Consider the following 20,860-nt stretch of genomic DNA (forward strand, 5'->3'; position numbering starts at 1 on the left):
TCGTCCGGCACTTGTGCTCTCTCCCGCCACGTTCAATGCCTTGGGTGTGGCGCTTGTCGCCCCGATCACCCAGGGAGGTGAATTCGCTCGCTTTGCAGGCTTCGCAGTACCCCTCTCGGGCTCAGGAACGGAGACGCAGGGTGTGGCGCTTGTGAACATGGTACGCATGCTCGATCTAGAGGGCAGCGGTGCGCGCAAGATAGAACGCGCGCCCGTGGAGGTGGTCGAGGACGCACTGGCCAGGTTGCAGACGATTATCGAGTAGATAAACGTGTCGCTTGAATTTGCTATCAATAGTTTTTCTTCACCCTCGCTCAATTAATCGTCGATTGTCACGAACCGCCGATCGGCGGATATTCCCGCATCGACGAAGCGCCGGTCTCCCGATCGATCCAAAAGCAAAACCGCGAAGCCCCGGTTTTGCGTCGCTCCCGTTCGGCCTCGTCTACCTGCATCCATCGATGCGCCGTATCCAAGGAGAATCAGACCCATGAAGCGAAGCGTCATTCGCCTTCTCGCAACGATCGGCGTTGCCGCATGCGTAGCGGCCGCCGCCAGCCGTGCAGCCGAACCCCCGAAAGGCTCGGTGAAGAAAGCCGTCGACACCGTGATCGAACCGCTCATGAAAAACGACGGCATTCACGGCATGGCCGTCGGCGTCATCGATGACGGCAAGCCTTACATATTCAACTACGGCGTTGCATCGACCGAGACCGGCCGTCCCGTCGACGATCGCACGCTGTTCGAACTCGGCTCCGTCAGCAAGACATTGGCCGCGACGCTCGTGTCCTATGCGAACGTGACCGGCCGTCTATCGTTGTCCGATCCGGTAAGCAAGTTCCTGCCGGCATTGCGCGACAGCAAGTTCGGCGAAATTCCGCTCGTCGACCTCGGCACGCATACGCCGGGCGGCGTGCCGCTGCAGGTGCCCGATAAGATCAAAAACGACGACGACCTCATCGCCTACCTGAAGGCGTGGCAGCCAGCTTACGCGCCCGGAACGTACCGGACTTATTCGAACCTCGGCGTCGGCGTGCTCGGCATGATCGCCGCGAAAAGCATGAACGACGATTTCACTGCGCTGATGCAGCAGCGGCTCCTTCCGGCATTCGGCATGAACAGTACGTTCATCGATGTGCCCGCGGCGCGTGAAAGCGACTACGCCCAGGGCTACACGAAGCAGGGCGCGCCGATTCGCATGAAACCGGGCATGCTCTCGGCGCCCACCTACGGCGTGAAGTCAACAGCCGCCGATATGCTGCGCTTCTTGGCGGCGAACATGAACCCGGCCACGCTCGACGGTCAGTGGCAGCGTGCCGTCACGCAGGCTCACACGGGCTATTTTCGAGCGGGGCCGATGACGCAGGATCTCGTCTGGGAGCAATACGCCTATCCCGTGACGCTGAGCGCGTTGCTTCAAGGCAATTCGGCGGCCGTCATCTTGAACCCGATACCGGTGTCGCGCGTCGCGCCGCCGCAGGCACCGAGTCGGAACGTCTGGATCGACAAGACTGGATCGACGAACGGTTTCGGGGCCTACGTTGCCTTCATTCCGGAAAGACACCTTGGCATCGTCCTGCTCGCGAACAAGAATTTCCCGATCGACGAGCGTGTTCGTGCCGCGTATCGGATCTTGGACTCGTTCGCCTCATCGCAACCGTAACGAGCAGTCGCGACGACGAGCGGCTATCATTGCTCCCTCTCGTCCCGGCCAGCCAAGGCCTTTTTCTGACCTGCGCATGAACCGCCCCAACGCCGCCGGATCGCGCTCGGTCAAGCGACGCGCATCGCCCGAGCCGCCGATCGCCACCGTCCCCATCTCGCTCGTGAAGGCCTTTCTCGCGGGCGCGAAGGCGCGTCCCGAAACGATCCGCCGCTATCTGGAAGAAGCCGGCATCGCGCCGCAGTTGTTGGGGGAGCCCGGCGCGCGCGTGACGGAGGAGCAGTTCTCGATGTTCTACCAGGCAATCGCGATTGCGCTCGACGACGAGATGCCGGGCTTTTTCAGCCGCCCGCTGCGCAGCGGCACGCTGAAATTTCTCTGCTTGAGCCTGCTCGATGCGCGCAACCTCGAAACGGCGCTGCATCGCTTCTGTCAGTTCTTTCATATCGTGCTCGACGATTTCCGCTTGGAGTCGCGGCGCATCGGTTCGGTCGCTCAATTGACGCTGCGCCCGAATCCCTCGCTGCATCGGATCGGCCCGTTGGGGCACGAGTTGATGCTCAAGCTCGTCCACGGCGTGTCGTCCTGGCTCATCGGCCAGAACATTCCGCTCACGCAAGTCGAGCTGGCCTGCCCGCGGCCGGCCCACGCACTCGATCACCGCTATTTCTTTTCAGGGCCGGTTCTCTTCGATCGCGAGGGGACGCTGTTGCGATTCAGTGCGGCGTACCTCGACTTGCCGATTCGGCAAAGCAAGCGCAATCTGGGCAAGTTTCTCGCGCGCGCCCCCGGCGATTGGATCTTCGGTTCGTTCAGCGAGCAGTGGGTGAGCCACCGCGTCCGCCAATATCTGGCCGAGCAGTTGCCCGATCTGCCGACGATCGAGCAAGCGGCTCGGCACCTGCATTGCTCGGTTCGCACGCTGTGCCGGCGCCTTGCGAGCGAGGAGACGACGTTCCAGGCCTTGAAGGACGAGCTTCGGCGCGACATCGCCATTGCCCGGCTGACCGAAACCGCGGAGACGATCACGCAGATCGCCGGCGATATCGGCTTCGACGATCCGAGCGCCTTTCATCGGGCCTTCCGTCATTGGACCGGCAGCACGCCCGGGACCTACCGCCGCCGGGCCTAGCCGCGGCAAGACGACCGCTGCCCGTGGCCGGCCGCCAGTTGCCGGTTGGGTCGTGTTGGCCAGATATGTCACTAGGTGGTCCGGTTTGGCCAGCCGGCCGAGGGGGTTTCTCGCTACGATCTAGTCCAACTCATCGCAGCGTGGCAGCATATGTCATATCGCGCCGTGCGCGTTTCACCTTTCACTTGGACAGTCCGCTATGAGCTACACCGCCCCGATCAAGGACATGCTGTTCGTTCTGAAAGAGTTGGCCGGCCTCGACGAGGTGGCCGGTCTCCCAGGTTTCGAAGAAGCCGGTATCGATACGGCGCAGGCGGTGCTCGAAGAATCGAGCAAGCTTTGCGAGCAGGTACTGGCGCCGCTGAACGCCGAAGGCGATCGCAATCCGAGCAGTTGGCGCGATGGTGCGGTGACCGCGGCGCCCGGCTTCAAGCAGGCGTTTCGCCAATTCGTCGAAGGCGGTTGGCAGGGCGGGCAGCATCCTTCGAAATACGACGGGCAAGGCTTGCCGAAGCTGATCGCGACACCTTGCATCGAAATGCTGAACGCGGCGAATCTGTCTTTCGCGCTGTGTCCGTTGCTGACGGACGGTGCCATCGAAGCGCTGCTGACGGCAGGCAGCGAGGAACAGAAGCAGCGATACGTGCCCAAGCTCATTTCAGGCGAGTGGACGGGCACGATGAATCTGACGGAGCCGCAAGCCGGCTCCGATCTCGCGCTCGTGCGCACGCGCGCCGAACCGCAGGGCGATGGCACCTATCGCGTGTTCGGCACGAAGATCTTCATCACCTGGGGCGAGCACGACATGGCCGAGAACATCGTCCATCTCGTGCTGGCGCGCACGCCGAATGCGCCGGAAGGCGTAAAGGGCATCTCGCTGTTCATCGTGCCGAAGTTCATGATCGGAGAGGACGGTACGCTCGGCGAACGCAACGACGTCCACTGCGTCTCGATCGAGCACAAGCTCGGCATCAAGGCGAGCCCGACGGCCGTGCTGCAGTTCGGCGACCACGGCGGGGCGATCGGCTATTTGATCGGCGAGGAGAATCGCGGCCTCGAGTACATGTTCATCATGATGAACGCGGCGCGCTTCGCCGTGGGCATGCAAGGTGTGGCCGTGGCGGATCGCGCGTATCGGAAAGCCGCCGCGTACGCGAAGGAGCGCGTGCAGAGCCGGCCTGTCGACGGCTCGGCCAAGCAGGCCGTGACCATCGTTCATCATCCCGACGTGCGCCGCATGCTGATGACGATGCGCGCGCTCACTGAAGCATCGCGTGCGCTCGCTTACGTGGCGGCCGGGCATAGCGATATCGCGCATCACCATGCCGACGAAGGCGAGCGTGCAAAGCATCAGACGATCTACGAATACCTCGTGCCGATCGTGAAGGGCTGGAGCACCGAGATGTCGCTCGAGGTGACGAGCCTCGGCGTGCAAGTGCACGGCGGAATGGGTTTCATCGAAGAAACGGGTGCGGCGCAGTACTACCGGGATGCACGGATCCTGCCGATCTACGAAGGCACGACGGCAATTCAAGCGAACGACCTCGTGGGCCGCAAGACGCTGCGGGACGGCGGCGCCGTCGCGCAAAGCCTGCTGCGCGCGATCGACGAGACGATCGGCGCCGCGAAGGCGCAAAGCAAGGACGAGCCCGCCTTGCACGCCATCGCAACGCAGTTGGAAGCCGGCCGGCGTGCATTGGCTTCCGTGATCGAGTTCGTCGTCGCGCACGCCAAGACCGACCCGAATGCCGTGTTCGCCGGCAGCGTGCCGTATCTGAAGCTCGCGGGCCTCGTGCTCGGGGGCTGGCAAATGACGCGCGCCGCGCTGGTCGCACAGGAGAAGCGAGCCGAGGACCCTTCTTTCTACGGCGCGAAACTGCTGACGGCCCAATTCTTTGCCGACCACTTGCTGCCGCATGCCGTGGCGCTAGAGGTGGCGATCGTCAGTGCAAAGGGCGGCGAAGGCTGGCTTGCACTCGACCCCGAACAATTCTGATCCCGATATCGTTGATCCCGATAGGAGCGCGCATGAACAAGGAAGTGGTGGTCGTAGGCGGCGTTCGCACCGCCATCGGTAAATTCGGCGGCAGCCTGAAGGACCTCGCGCCGACCGAGTTGGGAACGATCGTCGTTCGCGAGACGTTGGCCCGCGCCGGCGTGCAAGCGGCGCACGTCGATCACGTCGTGTTCGGCAATGTGATCGCCACGGAGCCGAAGGATTTCTATCTGTCGCGCGTGGCGGCCATCAATGCGGGCATTCCCGAGACCACACCGGCGTTCAACGTGAACCGCCTCTGCGGCTCCGGCTTGCAGGCGATCGTGTCGGCGGCGCAAACCATCATGCTCGGCGATGCCCAGGTCGCGATCGGCGCCGGCGCGGAAAGCATGAGCCGTGCGCCGTACATCGCCCCCGACGTGCGTTTCGGCGCGCGTATGGGCGACGCGCGCATGATCGACATGATGCTCGGCGCGCTCAACGATCCGTTGCATGCCGTGCCGATGGGCGTCACGGCCGAAAACGTCGCGCGCAAGTTCGGCATTTCGCGCGAGGACCAGGACGCGCTTGCGCTGGAATCGCATCGCCGTGCGGAGCGCGCGATTGCCGAAGGCCGGTTCAAGCGGCAGATCGTGCCGATTTCGCGTCGCGTGAAGGGCAAGGACGTCGTCTTCGATACGGACGAGCACGTGCGCAACAACGCGACGATCGAAGACTTCTCGCAGCTCAAGCCCGTATTCGCCCGCGAGAACGGGACCGTCACGGCCGGCAATGCCTCAGGCATCAACGATGCGGCCGCCGCCGTGCTCTTGATGTCGCGTGAAGCGGCCGAGCATCGCGGCATCAGGCCGATGGCACGGCTCGTGGCTTACGCGCATGCGGGCGTGGATCCACTGCACATGGGCATCGGGCCGGTACCGGCAACGCGCTTGGCATTGGAGCGGGCGAAGTTGTCGGTTGCCGACATCGACGTGGTGGAGGCGAACGAGGCGTTCGCCGCGCAGGCCTGCGCGGTCACGCGCGAGCTCGGCTTCGATCCGGCCAAGGTGAACCCGAATGGTTCCGGCATTTCGCTCGGCCATCCGATCGGTGCGACGGGGGCGTTGATCACGGTCAAGGCGATCGACGAGTTGCAGCGCATCGGCGGCCGCTATGCATTGGTGACGATGTGCATCGGCGGCGGTCAAGGGATCGCTGCGATCTTCGAAAATCTGCAGTAAATCGACGGGCGGTCTGAACTTTCGGCGCGAATCCGTCCTACGCGCCGCCCGTCGCCGGCGATACCGCTTCGCGCATCAGCGCGATGAACCGCAGCAAGCGCGAAGGATAGAACTGCGCGTGCGGATAGATAAGGTAGACGGGCAGCGGTGCGGCTTGCCATTTCGGCGCCAGTTGGACGAGCCGCTTGTCGGCCAGGTCGTCTGCCAGCAGCCAAGCCGAGCTGACGCACGCGCCGATGCCGAGCAAAGCGGCGGTTCGTAGCGCATAGAGGTTGTCCGTGCTGATACGCGGGGCGATCGAGATGCGCCGCGTCTCGCCCGTTTCCTCATGCGTCAGCGTCAGCTCGGTGCGGTAATACGTTCGCAGCGCCAGCCACGGCAACGCGACGAGTTCCTCGGGATCTTGCGGTATGCGGCCCTCCTCAAGCAATGACGGGGAGCCGGCGACGATGCGCGGCACCTTCGATAGCCTGATCGCCACGACGGCAGGATCGTTGGGCTCGCCTACCTGGATCGCGCAATCGATTCCGTTCGCGATGAAGTCGCGCACGTCGTCCTGCAACAGCCACTCGACGGACACGCGCGGGTAGTCGTTCAAATACCGCACCAACGGCTCGACCAATCTCTGCTGCCCGAACGCATGCGGCACCGCCACCCGCAGCAGCCCCTCGGGCTCCTCTTGCGCGCCGCGCACGTCGGCTTCGAACGATGCCCAACTCGCGAGCAGCTCCTTGGCCCGTTTGAAGCATCGTTCGCCGTCCACGGTCAGCCGCATCGTATGGGTCGAGCGCTGCAGCAACCGCACGCCGAGCGATCGCTCGAGCGCTTGCAAGCGCCGGCTGATCGTCGGCTGCGTCGTGTGCAACTGAGCCGCGGCGGCCGACAAGCTGCCCGATTCCACTATACGCACGAACGTTTCCATCAATTGAAAACGCTGGCCCGCGCCGCTCAACGAGAAATCGAGGGTGGGCGCACCGCCTTGCGTGACGGGAGGAGGGTGGTGTTTTTCGGCCATACGTCGAGCGTATAACAACTCTTCGCCCGGCGCTACTACCGGCATGGCGTTCGAGCCGTCACACTCGCGTCCATTCCTGATCCCTATGAGTGTGCCTCCACCATGTCAACGACAGAGATGCTCGAGATCGCGCCGGCCGGCGCGGCTCATACCGATTCGGCACGAAGCGGCGCGGCATCGCCGCGCCCGCGGCTCGTCTTGCTGCTTGCCCTGGCGGCGGGGCTCGGCGTCGCGCCGTTGTACTACTGCCAGCCGATGCTGGCCGTGCTGCAGACGGACACGGGCGCGTCGGCGCGCGTGGTCGGCATGGTGCCGACCCTGACGCAGCTCGGTTATGCGTTCGGGATTTTGCTGTTGGCGCCGCTCGGCGATCGCTATGACCGGCGCCGCGTGATCCTGGTCAAGGCGATGGCGCTCGTCGCCGCGCTGCTGCTTGCGGCCGGCGCCCCCTCGATCGGCTTCCTGCTTGCGGCAAGCTTTGCGATTGGCCTATCGGCCACGATGGCGCAAGACGTCGTGCCCGCCGCGGCCATGTTGGCGCCCGACGCGCAGCGCGGCAAGATCGTGGGGACCGTGATGACGGGGCTGTTGTTCGGCATTTTGCTTTCGCGCGTCGTCAGCGGCGTGGTCGCGGCGCATGCGGGCTGGCGCGCCATGTTCGTCTCGGCGGCCGTCAGCGTGGCGGCGATCGCGGTGGCGGCGTGGCGCGGCTTGCCGTCGTTCCAGCCGACGACGCACTTGCCCTATCGCGCGCTGATTCGCTCGCTCGGCCATCTTTGGCGGCACCAGCGTGCGCTGCGCCGCGCCGCGACGGCTCAAGGGCTGCTCGCGATGGGATTCAGCGCGTTCTGGTCGACCCTCGCGGTCCTGCTGCATGGTGCGCCGTTTCATTTGGGCAGTGCCGTGGCGGGCGCGTTCGGGCTGGCCGGGGCGGCCGGCGCGCTCGCGGCGCCGCTGGCGGGACGCTTGGCGGACCGCAGCGGGCCGGAACGCGTCACGCGTCTCGGTATCGGTCTGGTCACGGTTTCGTTCGCCGTGATGGCCCTCGGGTCCTTCATGACGCCGCATGCGCAGTTGGTGTTGCTCGCCTTGGCGACGGTGGGTTTCGATCTGGGTTTCCAGACCACGCTGATCGCGCATCAAACGATCGTCTACGGCATCGATCCGGCTTCGCGTGCCCGCCTCAACGCGGTGCTGTTCGTCGGGATGTTCATCGGCATGGCGGCGGGTGCGGCCATAGGCAGCCTCGTGCTGGCGCAGTGGGGCTGGGCCGGCGTGATCTCGATGGCGGTGGCTACCTCGCTCGCGGCGCTCGTCGTGCGCGTCTGGCCGCACCGGGTGTGAGCGGGCATGCCGCGATAGGAGCAGAGCGCAGGCCCGCGCCGTTCAACGCGGGCTCAGTCCGACACCGAAGCGGCGATCTGTTCCCGCAGCCACTGATGCGCGGGATCGCGATGCGCCCGCTCATGCCAGAGCATGCACATTTCATATCCGGGAACGTCGATGGGCGGCTGCACCAGGCGCAATGCGGGGTTCCCGTGCACCAACCGCGAAGGGGCCATTGCCACGAGATCCGTGTGTGCGATCGCAGACACCAAGAATAGAAAGTGCGGGACGGACAGTACCACGCGCCGGGTGAGACCGGCTTTGCGCAGCGCTTCGTCGGTGACGCCGTGAAAGCCGCCGCCTTCGGGGGATACGATGACGTGCTCGAGCTTGCAAAACTGCGCCAGTGTGGGCCGCCGCTTGAGCCGCGGATGACCGGCGCGCCCGACGAGCACGTATCGCTCCTCGAACAGGACGCGTCGGCGCAGCCCCTCCGGCGAATCCACGACCGTATGAAAGGCGAGATCGATCTCACCTTGCTCGGCTTGTTTCTCGAAGCGGGGCGGCGCCATTTCCACGATCGCGAGCCGCGTGCCCGGGGCGGCCGGACGCAAGCGCCGCAGCGCCGGCAGAACGATCGTCGATTCGGCGTAGTCGGTGGCGGCCACCTTCCACGTGTGGTTTGCGCGCAGCGGCTCGAAGGCGCGAGGGGGCTCGACGGCGCGTTCGATGGCGGCCAGCGCATCGCGCAGCGGCTCGCGCAGTTGCTGCGCGCGCAGCGTGGGGCGCATGCCGCGGGGGCCGGGCAGCAGCAGCGGATCGTCGAATACGTCTCTCAGTTTTGCGAGTTGCACGCTGACGGAAGGCTGCGAATAGTGCAGCCGCTGCGCCGCGCGCGTCACGTTGAGCTCGGTCAGCAGCATGTCGAGTGTGACGAGCAAATTGAGGTCCAAGTTTCTCAGGCGATTATCCACGGCTATACCTATCATTTCTGTAATTCATTTCTAATATAGCGCGCCGGAACGTAGGCTGTGTCTCCAACCATCCCTGGAGAGCCCTGCCATGAACGTACTGCTTGTCTATGCCCATCCCGAGCCGACCTCCCTGAACGGCGCCCTGAAGGATTTTTCCGTGAATCGGTTGCAGCGGGCCGGTCATACGGTCCGCGTCTCCGATCTCTATGCGATGAAGTGGAAGGCGACGCTCGATGCGTTCGACGACACCGATCACGTGCCGGGCACCGCGTTCCATCCGTCGCTCGGCTCGAAGCACGCGTTCGAGAACGGCACGCAAAGCGAGGACATCGCGGCCGAGCAGGAAAAGCTGAAGTGGGCCGACGCGGTGATCCTGCAATTTCCGCTTTGGTGGTTTTCGATGCCGGCGATCCTCAAGGGATGGGTCGAGCGGATCTATGCATACGGTTTTGCATATGGCGTCGGCGAACACTCGGATCAGCGCTGGGGCGATCGGTACGGCGAAGGATCGCTGGCCGGCAAACGAGCGATGCTGGTCGTCACGACCGGAGGATGGGAGCCGCACTATGGTGAGCGCGGCATCAACGGACCGATCGACGACATCCTGTTTCCGATCAATCACGGGGTGTTGTTCTATCCGGGCTTCGACGTGCTGCCGCCGTTCGTCGTCTACCGGACGAGCAAGATGGACGAAGCGCGGTTCGCGCAGACGAGCGAAGCGTTGGGGCGGCGCTTGGACGAGTTGTGGAGCACGAGGCCGATACCGTATCGGCGGCAGAACGGCGGCGATTACAGCATTCCCGAATGCACGCTGAGGGACGACATTTTGCCGGAGCAGACGGGGCTGAGCGTGCATGTCGCAAAATGACGGTGCCTGGCGCGCGGCGACGGGGCCCATTGCGCTATTCTTGTCGCGCCGCGCGGTCTTTCGCCGCGCGATACAGCCGCTACTTTGAGAAATTGGGGCCAGATAATGACGATCGGCGAGACGACGGCGTTCCCTCCTTGCACGATCTGGCTGACGGGCTTGAGCGCCGCCGGCAAGACGACGATCGCCCATGCGCTCGCTGGCGCTTTGGCCGGTAAAGGGATGGCCTGCGAGGTTTTGGACGGTGATCTCGTGCGCCAGACGCTGTGTCGCGATCTAGGGTTCTCGCGCGAGGATCGCAGCGAAAACGTTCGGCGCGTGGCGCAAAGGTGTAGGCAGTTGAATGCCGAAGGGGTCGTCGCCATTGCGGCACTCGTTTCTCCGTATCGCGACGACCGCGATCGCGCACGGGAGACGGTGGGCAACGACCGATTCGTCGAAGTATTCGTTTCTACGCCGCTCGCCGTATGCGAGGCGCGAGACCCGAAAGGACTTTATAAGAAGGCCAGAGCCGGGCAACTTGCCAATTTGACAGGCGTGGGCGACGTCTATGAAGTGCCGCTTGCGCCGGAACTGACGATCGATACGAGCTTGCAGACGACGGACGCGGCCGTGGAGGCGGTGTTGCGCGTCATCGGAGGCAGGGCGGCGGCCTAGCGGATTGCGCAAGGCTGCGGGTTGGAGCCGATGCCATCGTTGTCGAAATGTCTGAACAATGGTGCTTCGGCGGGGCTTTGGCCCGAATCACGGCAATATCCCCTCATCCCCCTATCGCAACGGTGCTCGCAAAACCCGACCGCTAGTTTCGATGTCTGCTTCGCGACACATCGGTTGATCGGACCTTAGAGTGCGATACGATATGCCGCGTGTAAGGGGCCTCCATTCCTCCGGATGAATGCGGAGCGGCCCGCTCTAAGCCATCGGTCCAAGTCTAACTAATTCCAATCATGCCCAGCACTGTTGCGCTTCTTGGCATCGCGCTCATGTCCTGCGTGATGAGCGCCGCGGTGCTCGGCTCGCTGCTGCACGCCGATGTCCGCGGCGTGGCCCGCTGGTGCGCCGCCTATGGGCTCTTTTCAGTTGGAATCGGTTTGGTTCTCGCCGTCGCGCGGCTGCCGGCCTGGCTTGGCATGGCCGTCGGCGCTGGATCGTTCTTGCTCGCGAGTTTCCTGATCTTGCAGGGCACGCGCGAATTCTTCGGGCGGCCCAAAGCAACGCGCTCCGAGTACGCCGCGGTTATCCTCGTCTACGTCGCGCTCCTCTATCTGATTGACGTCCGGCCCGATCTCGATGCGAGCGCCGCCGTCAGCTCCGGCTATTTCGCTTACGTGCGTGTGGCAGTCGGCTGGACGGTATTGCGCCATCGGCCCGTCCATCGTCCGAAATACAGCTATTACTTTCTCGCGATCGCGGCCTTCGCCGGTTCGTTGCTGCATGTGGCACGCTCCATCGCCTACGGCGCCGGGTGGGCGCATCAAGCCACGCTCCTCGATCCTTCCGCGCTGAACATCGGATTTTTGGGCCTCGGCATTTTGAGTTTTCCGTTCATGTCGATCGGGATGGTCATGCTCGCGCACGATCGGATGGCCGAGCGCATGGAGCGGCTCGCGACGGTCGACGAGTTGACGGGAGCGCTCATGCGGCGCGCGTTCATGGAGCGTGCGGAAACGGCGGTCAACGCTGCGCGAGCGAGTGGAACGCGGCTTGCTCTCGCGATATTGGATCTCGACAACTTCAAGGCCGTCAACGACCGCTACGGTCACGCTGCCGGCGATTGCGCATTGGTGCACTTCGCCACGACGGTGTCGCGCTCGATGCGGCCCGGCGATCTGTTCGGGCGCCTAGGAGGAGAAGAGTTCGCCGTGCTGTTCCCCGCGACCGGCGAAGTCGAAGCCTTGCAGTTGACGAACGGGCTGCGCTTGGCGATCGCGGCGCAGCCATGCGGTCAAACCCCGTACACGTTCAGCGCCGGCGTCGATGAATTCGGTCCCGGCGATCGCCTTGCACGCGTCTTGGCCCGGGCGGATGCGGCGCTCTATACGGCGAAGGCGCTGGGGCGCGATTGCGTCGTGATGGCATCGTCGCGTGGGGAGTCCGATGAACGCGTGGCGCAACCCGGTTGATCAGGGCTTGTGCGGACGTGATAGGGCAGTCTCGCTCGACTATGATTGAACTCGTCAGATTTAACACCACGCCTCCCGGAGAAAGCCTTGCCCGTGCGGCTGTATCGATCGGCGCGTAGCGATCGCAATCGTTTCGTCGCGTTGTATGTCGTGCTCGTCGTCGGCTTGTTGGTCGCGGCCGCTGCCTTCGTCTATGAGGCCCATGTGATCATCCAGGACGGCGTCTCCGAAGACCGCGCGTTCTCGGTGCTCAGCACGACGAATCGCGCACTCGACGACTTTCAGGACGCCGAGACCGGACAGCGCGGTTATCTGCTCACAGGATCCGCCGCTTATCTCGAGCCGTATGTCCGCGGCACGCGGGACATCGCTCAAGCCATGCAGCAGTTGAACGACGCGGTGGCGGGCGATCCCGAGTCGATGGAGATCGTCCACCGTATCGATGTGGCTCGACGCAACAAGCTGGCCGAGTTGGCCCGCACGATCGACGTCGCGCGCAGCAGCGGTTGGCGCGAATCGGTTGCGCTCGTGCAGACGGACGTGGGCAGGCGCGAGATGGAGAGCTTGCGAGCGGAGTTGGACCGGCTGAGCCAAGTTTGGCAAGCGCGTCGCCACACGGCCGCGGCCGATGCGCGCGAGCGCGTGATGTTCGGCGGCGGCGCGCTGGCCGTTCTCGCGATTTTCATCGGGGCGCTACTGGCTTACGCGCTCGTGGTTCAGCAGCGCGCGTTCGCCAATATCCACGCCTATTCGCAGGCGATGGACCGCGAGGCAGGGTGCGATCCGTTGACCGGGTTGCCGAATCGGAGACGGCTGCTTGCCGCCATCGATGCGTTGGCGGCAAGGCCTGGCGTGGAAGGTGAAAAGGTCGCGCTGTTCTACTTGGATATCGATGGTTTCAAGAGCGTCAACGATGCGCTTGGGCATGGGGCCGGCGACGTGTTCTTGCGGCGTCTCGCCAAATGGCTCTCGGCTGTCGTTCGGCGTGAAGATCTGCTCGCGCGGGTAGGGGGCGACGAATTCGTCGTGCTGTTGACGGATTACGGTGACGACGAGCAGTTGCGTGCGCTGGCTCGCCGTTTGGTCGAGCAGGTCCACGCCGTGTCGCAAGCCGAGTATGCCGGCCGGTTTCAGATTGGCCTCAGCATCGGAATCGCCACGTATCCGGACCGCGTCAAAAACGTACGGCAGCTCGTCGATGTCGCCGATGCGGCCATGTACGTGGCCAAGCGCGAGCGGTCGAGGTTCCGCTTCGGGCCCGTGACGGCGAACGATAGCGCGTATGGGGTCAGCGTGGCGAAGTAGGGAGGGGCGCTGCTTCGAAAACGGCGGGGCCCTACCCAGGGAAGAGGCAGGGCCCGTCTACTGCAACTTCGAGGTGAGGTGAACCTACTGCAAGGGGTGCTTCTACTTCCAGGGGTGCTGCTACCGCAACTGCTACTGCTATTCCGAGGTGTTGTGCTGCTGGTGCTTCCGGTACTGCCGACTGCTGCGCTGCAACTACGGTACTACCCATCAGGTACTCGTGACTGCTAGGTGCTTCGAACTGCTAGGTGCTTCGAACTGCTAGATGCTTCGAACTGCTAGGTGCTTCGGACTGCTAGGTGCTTCGAACTGCTAGGTGTTTCGAACTGCTAGGTGTTTCGAACTGCTAGGTGCTTCGAACTGCTAGATGCTTCGAACTGCTCAGTACTGCTCACTGCTCGGTCTTGTCACTGCTACGACGCACTGCCCGAACCCCGGTTTCGAAACCTTTCAGCAACTACCCTGGTGCTGAGAGGAATTCCTACGACTACCATCCAGCTTTACGTCAATCTCTGTTACACCACGTCGCTTCGCGAGGGCTTCGTGGATGGAGCCGATGTCTGGCTCCATGGAAAGCAGTGTAGACCCGCCCGGCACGAACCAATTGGAGGAAAGGAGCAAGGTTTTACGCCCAATTCGCCCAATAGCCTTGTGCCAAAGCCGCCCGCGGGGAATACGGGCGAGCGCGGTCGTCCGGCGCGAGCCGGATCGGAAGCATGTCCTGTAATGAACAAGAAAGGATCAGGGATCCCGCACGGCAGACCCTTTGACGCAAGCGCGAATGGGCGGGCGATCCGTTTCAGCGGTCGGCGCCCCCGTCGCTCCGCTCGAAACCTGCGCGTCCCTGCGTCAAGTCGCGCAAGGTGCCGCGGGCGGCGTCGCACTTCGTGGCGGGCATGCGCAGCACGAGCTGCACGGACATTCCGTAACGGCTGTCGACGAGTTCCACCGCTTCCTGTTCCATCCAGCGCCGGACTCGTGCTTCGTCGGCGTAGTCGATTTCGATCGTGAGCAAGCCGTAAGCGATGCGCTCGACGCGCTGCGCGTGCTGAAGCGCACTCGCGATCGCATCGGTATAGGCGCGGACGAGACCGCCCGCGCCGAGCTTCACGCCACCGTAATATCGAACGACGGCCGCCAGCACGCCGTCGAGGTCATGATGGCGCAGCACTTCGAGAATCGGCCTGCCGGCCGTGCCGGAGGGCTCGCCGTCGTCCGACATGCCCGACTGCCCGCCGGCAAGCAACGCCCAGCACACGTGCGTGGCGCCCGGGTGCGCGTCCCTCAGGAGGCGCAGCGCCTGCATCGCCGCATCGCGATCGACAACGGGAATCGCATGCCCGATGAAGCGGCTCTTGCGGATTTCGAGTTCGGCTGAGATAGGGCCGGCGAGCGTGAAAGTGGGCAAAACGGACTTATCCCCAGTTTGTGTTGGCAAAGCTGTGCATAACCTGCTCGCAGCTTATGTAAGTGCTTGATGCAAAAGCGTCCCGCCTCCGAGTTCACATCGGTGGCAGGCGCCCGCAATGCGGTACCGCCCGCTTTCCGTATGACGCATGCACCGCCTATGCCCCGCGGACGGCGCGCCCCGCGATTATCGAGCGCCGAGAGCGAAATGAGCAATTGCCGGTTTCGTCGGCAACATTCCCGTCCACTGCAGGCCGGACGTGGCATGATATGCGCCTGCGTTTCTTAGCCACGCCCCATTCATCCGTTTTGCCCCGAAATATGTCCGATCTGATCGTCCATGGCGGCCTCCCGCTTCGCGGAGAGATCATCCCGTCCGCCAACAAGAACGCTGTCCTCCCGATTCTTTGCGCGACCTTGCTGACCGACCAGCCGCTGCGGCTCGTCGGCGTGCCCGAAATCACCGACGTCAAGAAAATCCTCGACATCTTCCGCACGCTCGGGAGCGAGGTATCGATGGATTTTTCCACGGGCATCCTCGATCTGCATCATCACGCCACCGCGTTCGATCCGGCCGAGCATCATTTGCCGGAGGAAATGCGCTCGTCGATCATGCTCGTTCCGCCGCTGCTCGCCCGCTTCGGGGTAGCTCGACTCGAAAACGACGTCAAAGGCTGCACGCTCGGCGTGCGCGAGATCGATCCGCACGTCGAAGTATTCGAACGCTTCGGCGCCCACATCGAGCGCACGTCCGATTCGCTGATCGTCCGCACGAAAACCGGCATGGCGGCGAATGATCACTGGCTCGACTATGCATCGGTCACCACCACCGAGAACTTCGTTTTGTGCGCGGCCAGCGCCTCGGGCACCTCTACGCTCGTCAATGCGGCGTCGGAGCCCCACGTTCAGGAGTTTTGCCGCTTCATCGCGATGCTCGGCGTGCCCATTCAAGGCATCGGCACGTCGCGGCTCGTCGTCGAGGGCGGTCGCCGGCTCGGCGGTGGCGAATTCCGCTTCAGCGAAGATTTCCACGAGATCGCGACGTTTCTAGCGTTGGGTGCAATCACGGGTGGCGACATCGTCGTCAAGAACAGCGCGCCGGAGCAGTTTCCGCTGATCGATCGCACGTTTGCGAAGTTCGGCGTCGACTTGGTCCATCGCGACGGCTGGTCGCGCGCACATCGGGACGGTCCGTTGCGCGTGCGGCGTCCGTTCACGCCGAACATCCTCACGAAGGTCGAAGCGGCGCCTTGGCCGTACCTGCCTGTCGATCTACTGCCGATCTTCATCGCCCTCGGCGTGCGCGCCGAAGGCAGCGCGATGTTCTGGAACAAGGTGTATGACGGCGCCATGGGGTGGTCGGTGGAGCTCTCGAAGTTCGGCGCACATGTCTTCTTGTCCGATCCGCATCGGCTCATCACGTTCGGCGGCATCCCGCTGAGCCCGGCTAAGGTGGAGAGCCCTTATATCATCCGAGTTGCCATTGCGCTGCTCATGGTCGCGTCCAGCATCGAAGGGCGCTCCGTCATCACGAATGCGTTGCCGATCCGGCGCGCTCATCCGCGCTTCGTCGAAAACCTGCGGTCGGTCGGAGCGAACGTGGAGTGGACGAAGAGCGATTGAGCCTCTAGGCGCAACCGCCTACGCAACAAAAAGGTGTCGCTCGATCGAGCGTGCCCAGGCCGATTGATTGCGCCCGGCGTAGCGCCTGCAGGCCGCAGGCGCTACGCCGTATCGGAGCATGCATGGCGCAGGCAGCCACCGCGTTATTGCTGCACGCCTTTCTTCTTGGCGAGTTGCTGTGCGAGCTGATAGTGGTGCTCGATGATCGGCAAGCCCTTTTTTGCGAGTTTTTTCAGCTTCGCGTTTTGACCGTCCGCGATCTCCTTCTTGAACGCGGCGATGGCGTCCTCGTGGCCCTTGAGCCCGACCTTCGCGATGTAGGCATCGTCGAAATCCTTATCCTTGAGCGGCTTCAACGCGTCGAGGATACTGGTGTCGGAATTGTCTTTCGGCACGTCGACGCCGTGCGGCGCCGCGGCCTTCAATTCCACGGTCATCTTCGTGTGGTCGACCATCATGCGATGCGCGAAGGATTTGACGTCCTTGTCCTTCGTGTTTTTCTGCGCCAGTTTGCCCGCATCGATTTCGGTCGACGACGACATCGATGCCGCCTGCACGAAATCGCGATCAGCCTGCGGCAGCGGATTGGCCGCGGTCGTCGACGCGGCTTCGGATTGCGACGCGGCAGCCGATTGCGTTTGCGCCTCGGCAATGCCGACGGGGAGCAGCAAGACGCAGCACGTCATGGCTAGCGCGGTTCGCTTCAGCTTCAGCTTCTTCATTTGGGCTCCTGAAAAAAGCACAGCATTGACGGAAGACGTTCGATAAAGGCGCGCGTCGAGCGCGCGATCCGCCTCGTCGTACGCAAACGCTGTACCCACAGATCATGCGAGCAGGTGCATGCTTTGCTCGACGATGGAATGACCCGTCCCTACTCTCGATCGGCCTCCGAGCCGATGCCGCCCCGCTATGGACACGATGCCGCTTACGCTCGATTGGCTTTCCGCCTGCGTGCGTCTTGCTTGCGCGCTCGCGGCAGGCGCCGCCTTCGGGTTCGATCGCAGCGAATCGGGCAAGGCTGCGGGGTTGCGAACGACGATCCTCGTTTGCCTCGCGGCCTGCGTGGCGATGTTGCAGGTGAATGCCCTGCTCGAACAAACGGGAAAAGGCTCGTCGAGCTTCGCCACGCTCGACTTGATGCGCTTGCCGCTAGGCATCCTGACCGGGATGGGCTTCATCGGGGCGGGCGCCGTCTTTCGGAAGGACGGATTGGTCAGCGGCGTGACGACGGCCGCGATGCTGTGGTTCGTGACCGTCATCGGCCTGTGCTTCGGCGGGGGCCAATACGCGTTGGGCGTGAGCGGCAGCATCCTCGGCCTGGTCGTCCTCTGGGGGTTGCGCTTCGTCGAGCACAAGCTTCAGCGCCGCAAGGCGGCATGGCTGACCGTCTGCCATGCGATCGACTCGGACTGTCCGCAACGGCTGGCCGAGCAACTCCAACAGCGCGGGTGCACGCTCGAACCGCGTGCTTCGCGTCTCGCGCAACGAGACGGCATTTGCGAGTCGCGCTACCTCGTGCGCTGGAAGGAGGAATTCGATACTCACCGTGTGGCGCCGTCGTTCGCCGAGGTGGGTACCGCCAGCGGCGCGCAGTCCGTGCAGTGGTCGATGACCGATTGAGCCGCCGTGCCGCGGCGAGCTTGAGCGGGAGGGGCCGACTCGCATCGGCGCGTTCATGCTCTCATCGATTCATGCGTCGGCAGCGTTTCGTTAGTACGCCTTACGGTGCTCGAAGCGGCGGAAGCGATGGGTTTTCCGGCTGCGTGTAGCGGCGCTCGACCGCCGCCCTGATTCTCGCCCGGCTATCGCCGGGATCGAGCGTATTCGCCTGCTCGATCGAGCGGGCCTCGCTCGCCAACTCCTCGTCTCCGATCACTTCCCCGAACCACTGCGAATAATCGCCTCGCTTCAGGTGGTATTGCCATGTGTCGACGTCCACGCCGTCCGCGATCTCGAGGAAGAGCACCAGGTTGTGCGCACGCAGGTTCAGCTTGCCCTCGGGGCCTCGGAAGTAAAAGCTGCGCTCGGGGATCAGCAGGCCTTCCGCATATTTGCGGTGGTGGCGCCGGCGCTGCGTCGTCCCCGGCTCGACCGAGACTACGAAGACGTTCTCGCCGTGCTCGTATTGCTTTCCCTGCTTTCCATGCTTCCCTTGCTTCTGGGCTCGGGGATGCCAAACGAGCAATTGGCCCCGCTCGAGCGTTTCGTTCCCTTGCAAAGGAGGGCGAGGAAGCCCGATCGCGGTGGCAAAAGCTGCCAAGGTCTCGGCGGGGTGCGCGCCCGTGGCCAACGCGGTATTGACTTGCTGCAATAAGGCTGGTGCGACCTGGTCGGGATGGACCGTCACCGCCAGCGCGGTTTCCAGCATCGAGGGCAATGATTCGTCCGCGGGATTCCAATCGGCGGGGAATAGTTGGTGGGCTTCTTCGAACACGAGCCAATGCGGGTGCCCCGTCTGCACCCGCAGTGCCTGCAGCCGCAACAGCAGGCTCGCGCAATAGCGTGGCCGCTCGAGCACCGGAACACGCAGCAGGTTGACGGCAACGCTCTGCTTGCCGGTGCTGAGTAATTGAACGGCGCTGTCGAGCGACGGCGTGGCATGGGCATCGCCCAGCGCGACCAGATCGCCTTCGTGACCATAGTCCCCCTCGGGATCGAAGATGCAGGCTTGATAGCCGGCGTGGCGCAGTCGCTCCAGCAGCGCGGCCGTCACCGTGGATTTGCCGCCGCCCGATGGGCCGGCGAGCAGGGCGATCGTGCCGTGCGCATCCAGCATGACGGGTGCATCGCCCCCTTGCGTTCGCCGATGGCCGAGCAGCAGCTTGCAGTGATCGAGCGTCGATGTCCGGCTGCGCAGGTCGTCGGCCACCAATGCATCGGCAAGCTCACCCACGCCGTGTCCGTCGGCGCCGAGCGTGACCCAATCGGCGTGCGCTTTCAGCGCGGGCAGCGCGTTGCCCACCGCCACCGAGAAGCCGCACGCGTCGAGCAGCGGATGATCGTTTTCGGCATCGCCGACGCCTACGACGTTCAGCGGCGAAATATCGAGCTCGTCGAGGGCGGCGTGCAGCCCGCTTGCCTTCGTGACGCCCGGCGCAAGTATCATCACCGCGTCGCCGTTGAACACGACGTGCAAGTCGAGCCCCAAGTCGCGGATCACTTCGAGCGCGATCTGCTCGTTGGGCTTCATCGTCGCGACGAGCGTTTCGCTGACGCTGAAGCGTTCCATGCCATGCTTGCGCAACGCTTCGACGAATGCCTTCGGCGGCGCGGGCGCCAACAGGCGTTTCTCCCCGCGGTCGGGCCGATAAAGGACCCCGCCGTTCTCTGCGACGACGCGCGAGAACAAATCGAGCCGCGGGCAGATTGCGCGCAGGTCATCGAGTTCGCGGCCGCTCACGAGGATGAGGTGCCGCCCCGATTGGCGCAATCGCTCGAGCGCGGCCCACGTGTGGTCGGCGACTCTGCCATCCGCGGCGATCGTGTTGTCGTAATCGGTTGCGAGTGCAACGAATCGCATCTTAAGCTCCTTGAAGCGACGGGGACGAGCGCGTCTCGCCGCCGCGGGCGCCGGTATCGAGCAGCGTGCCGTATACGCGCAGGTAGTCGGCTGCCATGCGTGCGGCGCTAAAGCGCTGCTCGAATGCGGTACGGCATTGCACGCGGTCGATTTCGGGCAGGCGAGCGACGGCACGCACCGCGTCGTCGACGTTATCGACGATGAAGCCGGTGCGCCGGTCTTCGATGATCTCGGGCACCGAGCCGCGCCGGAACGCAATGACGGGCGTGCCGCAGGCGAGCGCTTCGATCAGCACGAGACCGAACGGCTCGGGCCAGTCGATGGGAAACAGCAGCGCCCGGGCACCCGCGAGGAACGCACGTTTGTCGCGATCGCCAAGCTCGCCCAGATAGTCGACGAGCGGGTGATGCATCAATGCCTCGATGTTGCCTTCGTAATACCAGCGATCGCCGTTGTCGATCTTGGCCGCGATTTTGAGCGGCACGCCGGCGCGCTCTCCTGCCCGGCGTAGGCCATCGCTTCATTGCGCGCTCGCGACCGGTGTGCTCATTGCGGGTGCCGGCCGGTGCGAGCGCTCGTGTTGCTTGGCTATATGCGGCCCAATACGACCAAGATGACGACGATGACGACGATGAGCCCAAGCCCGCCGCTCGGCCCGTAACCCCACCCGCGGCTGTACGGCCAGGCC

19 protein-coding genes are annotated in these 20,860 nt (G+C 64.0%); 12 read left to right on the forward strand and 7 right to left on the reverse strand.

What is annotated here, in order from left to right:
• The 5 genes from ACTHNZ_RS03135 to bktB form a co-directional block, all read left to right on the forward strand.
• Positions 1-265 (forward strand): type II toxin-antitoxin system ChpB family toxin (locus ACTHNZ_RS03135; RefSeq protein ID WP_440541033.1); only part of this gene is annotated, 265 nt, incomplete at its 5' end.
• Positions 266-490: 225 nt separating this feature from the next.
• A complete protein-coding gene (ampC, locus tag ACTHNZ_RS03140; protein WP_440541034.1) occupies positions 491-1,663 on the forward strand; it encodes a class C beta-lactamase in 1,173 nt (390 codons plus the stop codon).
• Between the two features lie 76 nt (positions 1,664-1,739).
• Positions 1,740-2,795, forward strand: a complete 1,056-nt coding sequence (locus ACTHNZ_RS03145) for an AraC family transcriptional regulator (RefSeq protein ID WP_440541035.1) — start codon at positions 1,740-1,742, stop codon at positions 2,793-2,795.
• 199 nt (positions 2,796-2,994) lie between these two features.
• A complete protein-coding gene (locus ACTHNZ_RS03150) occupies positions 2,995-4,791 on the forward strand; it encodes an acyl-CoA dehydrogenase (protein WP_440541036.1) in 1,797 nt (598 codons plus the stop codon).
• A 32-nt stretch (positions 4,792-4,823) separates the two neighbouring features.
• A complete protein-coding gene (bktB, locus tag ACTHNZ_RS03155) occupies positions 4,824-6,011 on the forward strand; it encodes a beta-ketothiolase BktB (protein WP_440541037.1) in 1,188 nt (395 codons plus the stop codon).
• 37 nt (positions 6,012-6,048) lie between these two features.
• Here the strand turns inward: bktB and ACTHNZ_RS03160 are convergent, their stop codons facing one another.
• Positions 6,049-7,026, reverse strand: coding sequence for a LysR family transcriptional regulator (locus ACTHNZ_RS03160; RefSeq protein ID WP_440541038.1), 978 nt, complete (start codon positions 7,024-7,026; stop codon positions 6,049-6,051).
• Positions 7,027-7,128: 102 nt separating this feature from the next.
• Between ACTHNZ_RS03160 and ACTHNZ_RS03165 the strand changes: the two genes are divergently transcribed.
• The gene (locus ACTHNZ_RS03165) at positions 7,129-8,370 is read left to right on the forward strand and encodes an MFS transporter (RefSeq protein ID WP_440541039.1); all 1,242 of its coding nucleotides are present in this window, start codon (positions 7,129-7,131) and stop codon (positions 8,368-8,370) included.
• A gap of 53 nt (positions 8,371-8,423) precedes the next feature.
• Here ACTHNZ_RS03165 and ACTHNZ_RS03170 read toward each other — a convergent pair whose 3' ends face one another.
• A complete protein-coding gene (locus ACTHNZ_RS03170) occupies positions 8,424-9,341 on the reverse strand; it encodes a LysR family transcriptional regulator (protein ID WP_440541040.1) in 918 nt (305 codons plus the stop codon).
• Positions 9,342-9,414: 73 nt separating this feature from the next.
• Between ACTHNZ_RS03170 and ACTHNZ_RS03175 the strand changes: the two genes are divergently transcribed.
• The 4 genes from ACTHNZ_RS03175 to ACTHNZ_RS03190 all read left to right on the forward strand — a co-directional run bounded on the left by ACTHNZ_RS03175 (position 9,415) and on the right by ACTHNZ_RS03190 (position 13,622).
• A complete protein-coding gene (locus ACTHNZ_RS03175) occupies positions 9,415-10,194 on the forward strand; it encodes an NAD(P)H-dependent oxidoreductase (protein ID WP_440541041.1) in 780 nt (259 codons plus the stop codon).
• Positions 10,195-10,299: 105 nt separating this feature from the next.
• Positions 10,300-10,851, forward strand: a complete 552-nt coding sequence (gene cysC / locus ACTHNZ_RS03180; RefSeq protein ID WP_440541042.1) for an adenylyl-sulfate kinase — start codon at positions 10,300-10,302, stop codon at positions 10,849-10,851.
• 290 nt (positions 10,852-11,141) lie between these two features.
• A complete protein-coding gene (locus ACTHNZ_RS03185; protein WP_440541043.1) occupies positions 11,142-12,317 on the forward strand; it encodes a GGDEF domain-containing protein in 1,176 nt (391 codons plus the stop codon).
• A gap of 93 nt (positions 12,318-12,410) precedes the next feature.
• The gene (locus ACTHNZ_RS03190) at positions 12,411-13,622 is read left to right on the forward strand and encodes a diguanylate cyclase domain-containing protein (RefSeq protein ID WP_440541050.1); all 1,212 of its coding nucleotides are present in this window, start codon (positions 12,411-12,413) and stop codon (positions 13,620-13,622) included.
• A gap of 799 nt (positions 13,623-14,421) precedes the next feature.
• On the opposite strand, the gene ACTHNZ_RS03195 is transcribed toward ACTHNZ_RS03190, so the two are convergent.
• Positions 14,422-15,030, reverse strand: a complete 609-nt coding sequence (locus ACTHNZ_RS03195) for an IMPACT family protein (RefSeq protein ID WP_440541044.1) — start codon at positions 15,028-15,030, stop codon at positions 14,422-14,424.
• 320 nt (positions 15,031-15,350) lie between these two features.
• Here ACTHNZ_RS03195 and ACTHNZ_RS03200 point away from each other — a divergent pair, with 320 nt between their 5' ends.
• Complete coding sequence (locus tag ACTHNZ_RS03200) at positions 15,351-16,652, forward strand: UDP-N-acetylglucosamine 1-carboxyvinyltransferase (protein ID WP_440541045.1); 1,302 nt, start codon at positions 15,351-15,353, stop codon at positions 16,650-16,652.
• A gap of 143 nt (positions 16,653-16,795) precedes the next feature.
• Here the strand turns inward: ACTHNZ_RS03200 and ACTHNZ_RS03205 are convergent, their stop codons facing one another.
• Positions 16,796-17,374, reverse strand: a complete 579-nt coding sequence (locus tag ACTHNZ_RS03205; RefSeq protein WP_440541046.1) for a DUF4142 domain-containing protein — start codon at positions 17,372-17,374, stop codon at positions 16,796-16,798.
• Positions 17,375-17,561: 187 nt separating this feature from the next.
• On the opposite strand from ACTHNZ_RS03205, the gene ACTHNZ_RS03210 reads away from it, so the two are divergent.
• Positions 17,562-18,272, forward strand: coding sequence for an MgtC/SapB family protein (locus ACTHNZ_RS03210; protein ID WP_440541047.1), 711 nt, complete (start codon positions 17,562-17,564; stop codon positions 18,270-18,272).
• Positions 18,273-18,372: 100 nt separating this feature from the next.
• On the opposite strand, the gene ACTHNZ_RS03215 is transcribed toward ACTHNZ_RS03210, so the two are convergent.
• The 3 genes from ACTHNZ_RS03215 to ACTHNZ_RS03225 all read right to left on the reverse strand — a co-directional run.
• Complete coding sequence (locus tag ACTHNZ_RS03215; protein ID WP_440541048.1) at positions 18,373-20,172, reverse strand: HAD-IIB family hydrolase; 1,800 nt, start codon at positions 20,170-20,172, stop codon at positions 18,373-18,375.
• A 1-nt stretch (position 20,173) separates the two neighbouring features.
• Positions 20,174-20,656, reverse strand: a complete 483-nt coding sequence (locus ACTHNZ_RS03220) for a glycosyltransferase (protein WP_440541049.1) — start codon at positions 20,654-20,656, stop codon at positions 20,174-20,176.
• Positions 20,657-20,760: 104 nt separating this feature from the next.
• Positions 20,761-20,860: DUF3309 family protein (locus tag ACTHNZ_RS03225; protein ID WP_440541051.1), on the reverse strand; the 100-nt coding region annotated here is incomplete at its 5' end.

Source organism: Trinickia sp., from assembly GCF_051953955.1.
Lineage (GTDB): Bacteria > Pseudomonadota > Gammaproteobacteria > Burkholderiales > Burkholderiaceae > Trinickia.

Coding starts and splice junctions, on each gene's coding strand:
- cysC (WP_440541042.1), top strand. CDS start 10,300: ATGACGATCGGCGAGACGACGGCGTTCCCTCCTTGCACGATCTGGCTG.
- ACTHNZ_RS03160 (WP_440541038.1), bottom strand. CDS start 7,026: ATGGCCGAAAAACACCACCCTCCTCCCGTCACGCAAGGCGGTGCGCCC.
- ACTHNZ_RS03175 (WP_440541041.1), top strand. CDS start 9,415: ATGAACGTACTGCTTGTCTATGCCCATCCCGAGCCGACCTCCCTGAAC.
- ACTHNZ_RS03205 (WP_440541046.1), bottom strand. CDS start 17,374: ATGAAGAAGCTGAAGCTGAAGCGAACCGCGCTAGCCATGACGTGCTGC.
- ACTHNZ_RS03200 (WP_440541045.1), top strand. CDS start 15,351: ATGTCCGATCTGATCGTCCATGGCGGCCTCCCGCTTCGCGGAGAGATC.
- ACTHNZ_RS03185 (WP_440541043.1), top strand. CDS start 11,142: ATGCCCAGCACTGTTGCGCTTCTTGGCATCGCGCTCATGTCCTGCGTG.
- bktB (WP_440541037.1), top strand. CDS start 4,824: ATGAACAAGGAAGTGGTGGTCGTAGGCGGCGTTCGCACCGCCATCGGT.
- ACTHNZ_RS03150 (WP_440541036.1), top strand. CDS start 2,995: ATGAGCTACACCGCCCCGATCAAGGACATGCTGTTCGTTCTGAAAGAG.
- ACTHNZ_RS03145 (WP_440541035.1), top strand. CDS start 1,740: ATGAACCGCCCCAACGCCGCCGGATCGCGCTCGGTCAAGCGACGCGCA.
- ampC (WP_440541034.1), top strand. CDS start 491: ATGAAGCGAAGCGTCATTCGCCTTCTCGCAACGATCGGCGTTGCCGCA.
- ACTHNZ_RS03215 (WP_440541048.1), bottom strand. CDS start 20,172: ATGCGATTCGTTGCACTCGCAACCGATTACGACAACACGATCGCCGCG.
- ACTHNZ_RS03165 (WP_440541039.1), top strand. CDS start 7,129: ATGTCAACGACAGAGATGCTCGAGATCGCGCCGGCCGGCGCGGCTCAT.
- ACTHNZ_RS03210 (WP_440541047.1), top strand. CDS start 17,562: ATGGACACGATGCCGCTTACGCTCGATTGGCTTTCCGCCTGCGTGCGT.
- ACTHNZ_RS03170 (WP_440541040.1), bottom strand. CDS start 9,341: ATGATAGGTATAGCCGTGGATAATCGCCTGAGAAACTTGGACCTCAAT.